The organism is uncultured Kiloniella sp., from assembly GCF_937128705.1.
Classification (GTDB): Bacteria; Pseudomonadota; Alphaproteobacteria; order Kiloniellales; family Kiloniellaceae; genus Kiloniella.
In genome coordinates this window covers 1-8,595 of the sequence record NZ_CAKZMP010000239.1, presented here as the reverse complement: position 1 = coordinate 8,595, position 8,595 = coordinate 1, and the positions used below count along the sequence as shown (strand labels likewise).

Genomic DNA, 8,595 nt, shown 5'->3' with positions numbered 1-8,595 from the left:
TACCGTCATATTTTATGACTTACTGTTATTCTCTTCTTACTCCCGAGGGACATTTCGAAGCATCTCGTTACTCAACATCAAAAATCTAGCCCTATCTATAACTTGCCTGATCATCAAACAGATGAGACAAGGCAATAAATAGAGGATTTATGCATGCTACACCTAGAAAAAGCCGCCGCCATTATTTATCAGCAGGCTTCCAAAAGACCCGGTTTTGAGGACTTAAACACTGATAAAAAGTGGAACGACATTGCCGTCGATAAAGACCGCGTTATCAAGACTCTGACCCATAAATGGAAAGGCTGTATCTCTCTGATTGATGAACTAAAGGAACACCCGGATGTCAAAGCTGCTGGGATTGCGGATCTCCCGGAAAGCTACAAGCTAGAGAAGCTTGAAGGACCAAAGGCTGATGATGGGAAATTGCTGGAAGATACGGCAAGAGCAATGGCATCAGCCGTCCTGGATGCTGCATTAGCTCAATATATAAATAGATAACCATCGTTTAACGACAGGATTCAGTTGTGAGTCACTTCACAAAAGAGCAACTCAATAGCTTATCTTTTTGGCGCGACCTCAATCCACATCTCACAATCAGCTCAAATCACCTGAACGCAACTCCGACTCAAACAATTGTCGATGATCTACTGTCCAGCGCATCTGATTCGTTATGGCAAGACGGATACCTGAATTGCCAAAATGTTTTTACGGAACAGGATATAGCGCCCCTTCGTCAGGCAATGGAGAAGCTTTATTGCCATAATCTGCCACAGGCATTTATTTATCTTTACGATGAATCCTGGGAACTGTTTTTCCGTTTGCGTACCCTCTTACAAAATTTTCTGGGGGATAACTACAGCGTCCTTCCCCATTTTTGGGCTTGGTACATCATCCCCGGCAAAGCAAAAGGCTGGGCCCCGCACAGAGACAGTGCTGATCAATCAGTGATCGAACTCTATGGACAGGAAATGTTAGTCTCACTGAGTCTTTGGGTCCCCTTAACGGATGCAACGCCTGAAAACGGCTGTATGTCCGTTCTCCCGCTTAGCTGTGAGAAAGATTATCCGGCTCCGGTTACAGATCCATCTGAAATTGCCTTACAGGACATTCTCTGCCTCCCCGCCAAAGCTGGGTCAGTATTAGGGTGGCGACAGGACCTCTATCACTGGGGTGGTCGAAGCCACAGAAATGCCGAAACCCCAAGATTAAGTCTCTCGCTCGAGTTTCAAAATTCTGACTTGGATCCACTCTGCGAACCCTTGTTAGACCCCAAGCATCCCCCATCCCCTGAAGAACGCCTTAACCTCATCTTCCAACAGTTCGAAAAATACAAACATATCGCTGACCTCCCCAAAAACTTTGAAGCTCGATAATAAATCAGTGATCTACGAATCTGGGGAATTTCGCAACAGCCGCAAAGCGTTCAAAGTAACTAACACCGTTCCCCCTGTATCAGCTAACACAGCCATCCAAAGCCCGGTCATCCCAAACAAAGTTGTCATCAAGAATACCCCCTTGAGACCCAGCGCCAAAGCAACATTTTGGTGAATATTGGACATGGTCTGACGTCCACGACGAATCAATACAGGCAGGTCCTGTAGCTTATTTTGCATCAACGCAATATCAGCCGCTTCCAGAGCAACATCAGTACCGCCCCCCATTGCGATACCAACATCGGCAACTTTAAGAGCAGGCGCATCATTTATACCATCGCCAACCATCACGACAGCACCCTTGGCCCGCAACTCATCAATTTCCCTAAGCTTATCCTGAGGCATCAAACCTGCTTTTACAGTAAGCCCTAACTCACTCCCCAGCGCTTTGCCGGTTTTCGGGTTATCCCCGGTAAGCATAATGGTTTCAATACCAAGCTCCTGCAATTGGCTCAGGGTATCACTAGTCTCTTCCCGCGGTTCATCACGTAAAGCCAATACCCCGGCAAGGGCATTATTAATTATCACAACAACAACGGTTTTTCCCTGTGCCAAAAGTCCCTGTGCCTGTTCATAAATTTTTGCATTTGCAGATAGTTGTTCTGCAAAATAATCCGTAGATCCGACAGCAACCATACGTCCTTCGACATTTCCCAAAGCTGCCTTTCCGGTTATGGATTGGGCCTCTGTTACAGCCGGAATCTCTATGCCTTGGTCTTCGGCATAACGAACAACCGCTTCAGCCAAGGGATGGCTTGATCCTCGCTCCACAGCCGCAGTCAAGCGGATCATCTCTGCCGCATCGTCCTGTGCAATAACATCTGTAACCTGTGGCTTGCCTTCAGTCAGCGTACCCGTTTTATCAAAGGCCATGGTTTTAGCTCGGGACAACAACTCCAGGGCTGCCCCCCCTTTAATCAACAACCCACGACGTGCGGAAGCTGCAAGGGAAGAAGTCACCGCAGCCGGAACAGAAATAACCAAAGCACAAGGACAAGAAATAATGAGCAAAGTAAGTGCCTTGTAGATCCAAACGTCCCAAACACCATTGAAAAACAACGGGGGAATCACAGCGACCAATAGTGCAACAATCATCATTGCTGGCGTATACCAGGATGAAAAACGATCGATAAAACGTGCAACAGGGGCTTTGTGTTCCTCTGATTCTTCGATCAACCTTATGATACGATCTAACGTGTTATCACCAGCTTCCGACGTCACACGAAAGGTTGTAAGTTTCTCAAGAACAAGCGCCCCAGCCTGAGCTGCGTCATCTACATCTCTGTTTCGGGGAATAGATTCACCCGTCAGAGCAGCTTCGTCCAAAATCGCCATCTGATTGAGAACAATCCCATCAGCAGGTAATCTTTCACCCGGGCGGACTTCAATTACATCACCAACAGACAAGTCCTCAGCTGGGACTTCCCGACGATCGTTCCCTTGAACCAGCCGGGCAACTTTAGGCTGGAGATCAAGCAATAGCGTCACGCCTTCTCGCGCTTTATTCGCGGCCCGCTGCTCCAAGGATTCACCAATTAAAAAGAGGAATAACACCATTGATGCTTCGAGGGCTTCGCCCAGAAGTAAAGCCCCAATCGCAGCAACTGTCATCAAAGTTTGGATACCAAAATACTGACCAAAACGAATAGATCGTACTGTATTGAGAAAAATCGGAATCAAACCAGCTAAAGCCGCGACACTATAATAAACACGTGCATTTTCCGCGTTAACCTGTGCCAACACCACCGCAACAACTAGCGCGACGCCCGCAATAAACATCTTACCAGCACTCCCGCTCAAGAATGCTTTAACCTGATCAAGATGACCAAAATCAGAACCATTTGAAATTGCTGTCGGTGTTTGACTCTGGGCCTGCGAGGAAGAGCAACAGCTTGAACTTCTTTTTACCTTATCCAAATTGCCGTCGACGACTTCAGTCAGACCAAAACCCAAGCCCGTAACAACCTTTTGTATATCGTCTTGAGTAACTTCGCTCGGGTTAAAATCTGAGTTTAAGCGTTCTCGTGCAAAAGAAATTCGCGCCGTATGAATACCCGGTAATCTGTCGACTGCTTTTTCGATTGATTTTGCACAACTGGGGCAATCCATACCACTGATTGTCCAGACCATATGATGGTGGAGCTCTTTAATTTCCGCGATTATAGCAATAATCGCATCCTTAATATCCTCGCCCCCAACCCAAGAGACAGCCTTGCGGGAAACCTCAAAAGAAGACAGCCCAGGCAAAGATTCGAGCCTTTTGCTAATTCGATCCCGACAATCCCCACAGCTTTCAGCTTCGGGCATATAATCTACAAGTAAAAGTGTTTGTGCCATAACCAACCTAAACATGAAAAATTATTCATATGAAATTATATTCATACTTAAATTAAGTCAAGAGCCCGTGGGAAAATTAAGTTTGATACTAAAAAAGCAGTATCTTACCAACCACCGCCGCCACCGCCGCCGCCGCCGCCGCCGGAAGATCCACCACCACTGGATGAACTACTAGACGACGAGCTTGGCGGACTTGAAGCCGAAGAAATAGTATGCCCGATACCGCTTGTCAGCCCACTGGCAATAGAACTTGAGCTCCGGGAAAAGGAATCCCCACTATACCAGCGTGGCTTATAATCCATCGGAGCCTGATTCATGATGGTCAGATAGTTTTGTAATCTTTCTGACCATTGATCTTCAACCCCAAGAGCCATCGCAAAAGGCAAATGCTGCTCAAACACATGCTCATTGAAATTAGGTTCTGGACCAATAGCAGACAATCGCTCCCCTTCGGCAACAGATAGGTACAGCTTATATCCTTCCAGTTGATCAAGAATCTTCTGACCCTTTACACTTGGGGCTTCCATCAAATAGCTAAAAACCAGCGTGACGGTAAAAATTAAAAGAACAGCACCGTAACTTTCAGATGAGAAAGCCTGATCAGTAATAAGCTCTCCTACAGACAAAGAACAGTAAGGGATCACCAGAAAAATGGCCAAGGGCAAAAGTGCGGCAATGTTTTTTGGTAATCCGGACTTTGCCATTCGTTCGGACAGAATCCTGCACAAAGGTGGTAAAATGACTCCGGAAAAAATACCAAAGAAGGCCATAAAGAACAGTGCCGGGACAATAAAATCTCCCCCAGCATAAGCCAATGATATAATAACGCCGCAAAGCCCGATCAAAAATCCGATAAGCCACTTACCAGTGTTTGCCGCAAAATAGCCAGATCCATACTCGTTACTGACTGCTTCACCAAAAAAGCCGACCACAGAAGCAAATCTGGAATCGTATTTCCGCTTTAATTTATATTCATCTTCAGGATTAGGCAGTAGTCGGTCAATGATCGTCCATTCCCCTCGTGGCAAACTATCCAGATCTGCTTTTTCTGTTCTCTTCAGGGAATAGTCACTTTTGCTCTGATCAATGGTTATATATCCTTTTGTAGCCAGACTTGTCAGCGCAACAACGAATGCTGTTTTCTGGCTATAACCTTTCCGAAACCCTAAATGGTTCAGATACCCAGCCGCTGCAGGGGAAATATTTTTTGGACCTTTAAAAAGGGGTATAACAATACCAGCCGCAGGATCACGACCCGCATAAAACCACACAACAGCATAATAGATCGTGACAATAACCAGCGTCACAATCCCAATCAAGAAGCTGGTATTGTCTTCAGCATCGCTTTCAGCTTGCTCAAGGTTATCCGGGACTCGGACAAAGCCAGTTGGCCAACTAACGGCTACCGTAAAACCTTCGCTAACTTGTAAAAAACGTGTCGTCGTAAATGAAATTCCGTCCGAAGTTAAATTTGATTCATAGTCACTTCCATCCTCGCCTTGATACCCTGTATAGCCAATAGAATGCATCACATTCGCACCAGTCGGGAGATCGATGTTTGCAACGACTTTATCAATAGGAAAATTCCAATCATTACCAGTTACATTCCAGTACAGCTCATCCATCGTATCCAGATGCGTGAGTTGGCGCGTCGTTATGTAGGTAATTTCATAGGTATATTCACCCGGTGGTAATAGGTAATCAGACCGCCCCAAATAAAGGCGGATACCATTGCTAAGATCTTTTATATGGTAATCTTCATTCTGTCCGTCTCGCGCAACAGAATAGAGCTGAAATCCAACCGAATAATCCTTACCCCGAACTTTGTATTTAGTGGGAAAATCTCTATAGATTCCCCTTGCTATATTTTTACCCTCAGCACGAACTGTTATTGTTTCTGTAATTCTCAAACTGCTATCTTCTTGAACAGCAATGTCAGAAACAAATAGCTTAATCCGTTCATCAGCCAATACAAAAGATGGCGCAAATAGGATCAACGCTCCAAGCAACAAAGCCCCAAAGTTCCACTTACGAAATATCTGATCGTTCATAGTTGTACTCCTGGTGCCTGACGGTCATCTGAATTTTCCAGCTGAAAATACTCTGCGCGGGTAAAGCGAAACTGTTTTGCGATTAAGTTACTCGGAAAGCTCTCGACAGATACATTCATCAATCGTACGGCACCGTTATAATACCGACGCGCCATCTCAATATCATTTTCAACTTCTGTCAGAGTGGATTGAAGATCAAGAAAGCTATTATCCGCTTTTAGATCCGGATAATTTTCCGCAACCAAAAGCAACCTCGTCAAAGCAGACGCAAGGCCCCCTTCGACCTCCCCACGCTTATCAACACCGCTTCCAGAAGAACTCACACACTGTGCTCTCAATTCCGTAACATCGGTTAGCGTGGTTTTTTCGTGCGCGGCGTATCCCTTAACAACCTTGACCAGATTGGGGATCAAGTTGCTTCGCTTTTTCAGCTGAACATCAATACCGCTCCACCCTTCTGAAACTTGCTGACGGTATTTCACCAACCGGTTATAGGCAAATATAGCCCACAGGATCACCAAGGCGGGAATGCCAATTCCAAGAACAGGCAAAAGAAACGACGAAGGCATACACAGTCCACAATAGAATTAAATATGCCCTCACTATACAGCGCGTGTAAAAAGCTGCTAGCAGGTATTTTGTATCAATTGTTGCTGTTACTTTATTTTAATCGAGATCTTCCAGAACATGGTGCGCCATGTCTGCAATGACATGGCGGATATGTTCATCTGCCAATTCATAATGAACATGGCGTCCAGCCTTTTTAGACACCAGGATGCGCGCATCTCTGAGATGGCGTAGATTGTGGCTCGTCAACGATTGAGATTGCCCTGTAGCCTCTGAAAGTTCACTAACAGAACAAGGATGCTCGAAACAACACAGGCAAAGCCGTAACCGCCCCTCATCACCCAAAGTCTTGAAGATGTTGCTCAGGCTCTCAACACCCCTGCCCCCAAGTTCGGGAAGCCCCTGACAGCAACTTTCGTCTCCTGAGGCATCAGAGATGACAGGCTGACAATTTTGATGGTCTTCTATCGCCACAATTCTACTTTCGATGATCTTTAGATAACCAAGCCGCTTATGATCAATTAACCAAAGGTGTAAAGCTTGCCGGGGCAGGATCAACAACATTGATCAAATCACGCTCCAGCGACAAAATGGCCAAGCCGCGCTCACTCCGACCGTCGGCATGAAGACGGAAAACACCATCAAGACCGGCAAAACCTTGTGAATTGGTCAAAAGGCTCTTCGAATAGTTCACAGCAGTGGATTGGCTTTCGGCCTGACGGGCAATAACGGCTGCCAGAGCAACGGAATCATAGGCAAGTGTCACGATACGGGGTGGTGTCCGGCCATATAGTACTTTGTAACGATCTTTAAAGCTTTCCCAATGCACCGGGGAAGGAGCAGCATACCAGCTACCAACCAGTGCCGGTTCACGACCAAGCTTGGGGTTATTCCACAGGGCTGTACCAAGATATTTTACCTGATTAGGATCAACATCATAATAGTTCAGTAACGGCGCAATCGTTAACAATTGCTTGCCACCCGTAGGAATAATAATAGCTTCATAATTTGGCGGACTAAGCGTATCGCGCCCGCGAAGCCGCGCAAGGGCTCTTCGTGACGCTGCATCACCCCGAGACTTCAACGTTGCTTTATGGGCCAGAAGAGACTGATGACGTGCGTTGTAATTGGCAATCGCCTTTACTTTCTCTTCCAGATCGGAATCTGACGGATTGAAAAAGCCAAGCCGCGTTAATTCTACGCCTGATCCATAAGATTGAATTTGCAACGCGCTGACAATACGCCGGCCATAATCGTTATCAGGAGCAAAAACAGCAACCCGGCGAATGCCCTGAGCTGCAGCATAATTCACGACACGTCTGATTTGTTCTTCCGGTGTTAGCCCCAACACATAAATACCATCACCAGCGACAGCCTGATCGTTCGAGAAAGACAGGACATTTATTCCAGCCTGACGTGCAAGGGGCGTAATTGCCGAGACAGATGTGGCAAATAGAGGTCCAATCACCAGATCAACCTGTTCATTAACAAGCGATTCCATTGCCGTGCGTGCACCTGTGGGTGTGCCCGCTGTATCTCGGACCACCAGATCAAATTTTTCGCCGGACACATCAAACAAAGCAAGTTGCGCCGCATTTAGTAGAGATTCACCAATCGCCTTGTGGCGACCACTCAACGGCAAAAGAAAGCCAACTTTTGTCCGTCTCTCGCTGATCACGACAGTTTCTGCCGTATCAAGGTCCGCGAAGGGATCTATCTCTTCAATAACTTCAGGTTCCGTAATTTCTGGCTCTGCAGTGTTTTCCACAGACTCTGACTGACTTTCTTCAACCTCTGGGGTTTCTGCCGTTGCGTCCGGCCCCTTTTTCATGGTTGTCTGACAACCAGAGATCAGAATAGAAAGCAAGATGATCGCTGGTAGGGAAACAAGCCGACGGCTAATACCCGTGCCTTTTACAACAAAGAAAGTTGCCAACGTTGAGCTCAAAACAGTCATCCTCTCAAAATCATCCTGTCACCAAGTCCGATGGGACCAATAAAACACTTACCGAGGAACAAGCCAACAGTCGACCCGCCCTAAGCAGCGATAAACCTGAACCAGCACTTTACCTCGTTGCTACCCCAATCGGCAACATGGGGGATATTACGGACCGTGCAAAAAAAATTCTTGCCGCCGCAGACCTTATCGCCTGTGAAGACACACGTGTCACCAAAAAGCTTGCCCAAGCCTTTGGCTTTACAGCCCC

The 8,595-nt window shown here is 46.6% G+C and carries 8 protein-coding genes; 3 read left to right on the top strand and 5 right to left on the bottom strand.

The window, feature by feature from the left end:
* Positions 1 to 153 precede the first annotated feature (153 nt).
* Entirely contained in the window at positions 154 to 498 is a 345-nt protein-coding gene (locus Q0241_RS12620; RefSeq protein ID WP_299377919.1) for a hypothetical protein, read from the top strand.
* A 26-nt stretch (positions 499 to 524) separates the two neighbouring features.
* Positions 525 to 1,373 (top strand): phytanoyl-CoA dioxygenase family protein, encoded by an 849-nt coding sequence (locus Q0241_RS12615; protein WP_299377917.1) that lies wholly within the window; start codon positions 525 to 527, stop codon positions 1,371 to 1,373.
* A gap of 12 nt (positions 1,374 to 1,385) precedes the next feature.
* Here Q0241_RS12615 and Q0241_RS12610 read toward each other — a convergent pair whose 3' ends face one another.
* From Q0241_RS12610 to Q0241_RS12590, 5 genes are all read right to left on the bottom strand, one after another.
* The gene (locus Q0241_RS12610; protein WP_299377916.1) at positions 1,386 to 3,770 is read right to left on the bottom strand and encodes a heavy metal translocating P-type ATPase; all 2,385 of its coding nucleotides are present in this window, start codon (positions 3,768 to 3,770) and stop codon (positions 1,386 to 1,388) included.
* A gap of 104 nt (positions 3,771 to 3,874) precedes the next feature.
* Positions 3,875 to 5,821 (bottom strand): DUF2207 domain-containing protein, encoded by a 1,947-nt coding sequence (locus tag Q0241_RS12605; RefSeq protein WP_299377915.1) that lies wholly within the window; start codon positions 5,819 to 5,821, stop codon positions 3,875 to 3,877.
* On the bottom strand, positions 5,818 to 6,390 hold the full coding sequence (locus Q0241_RS12600; RefSeq protein WP_299377914.1) for a LemA family protein: 573 nt from the start codon (positions 6,388 to 6,390) through the stop codon (positions 5,818 to 5,820). The genes Q0241_RS12605 and Q0241_RS12600 overlap by 4 nt, the downstream gene beginning before the upstream one ends.
* A 97-nt stretch (positions 6,391 to 6,487) precedes the next feature.
* A complete protein-coding gene (locus Q0241_RS12595; RefSeq protein ID WP_299377913.1) occupies positions 6,488 to 6,862 on the bottom strand; it encodes a metalloregulator ArsR/SmtB family transcription factor in 375 nt (124 codons plus the stop codon).
* A 43-nt stretch (positions 6,863 to 6,905) separates the two neighbouring features.
* A complete protein-coding gene (locus Q0241_RS12590) occupies positions 6,906 to 8,336 on the bottom strand; it encodes a penicillin-binding protein activator (RefSeq protein WP_299377912.1) in 1,431 nt (476 codons plus the stop codon).
* Between Q0241_RS12590 and Q0241_RS12585 the strand changes: the two genes are divergently transcribed.
* The coding region (locus Q0241_RS12585; RefSeq protein ID WP_299377911.1) for an SAM-dependent methyltransferase at positions 8,327 to 8,595 on the top strand (269 nt) is incomplete at its 3' end. The two genes, Q0241_RS12590 and Q0241_RS12585, sit on opposite strands and share 10 nt — an antisense overlap.

Coding starts and splice junctions, on each gene's coding strand:
- Q0241_RS12605 (WP_299377915.1), bottom strand. CDS start 5,821: ATGAACGATCAGATATTTCGTAAGTGGAACTTTGGGGCTTTGTTGCTT.
- Q0241_RS12610 (WP_299377916.1), bottom strand. CDS start 3,770: ATGGCACAAACACTTTTACTTGTAGATTATATGCCCGAAGCTGAAAGC.
- Q0241_RS12600 (WP_299377914.1), bottom strand. CDS start 6,390: ATGCCTTCGTCGTTTCTTTTGCCTGTTCTTGGAATTGGCATTCCCGCC.
- Q0241_RS12620 (WP_299377919.1), top strand. CDS start 154: ATGCTACACCTAGAAAAAGCCGCCGCCATTATTTATCAGCAGGCTTCC.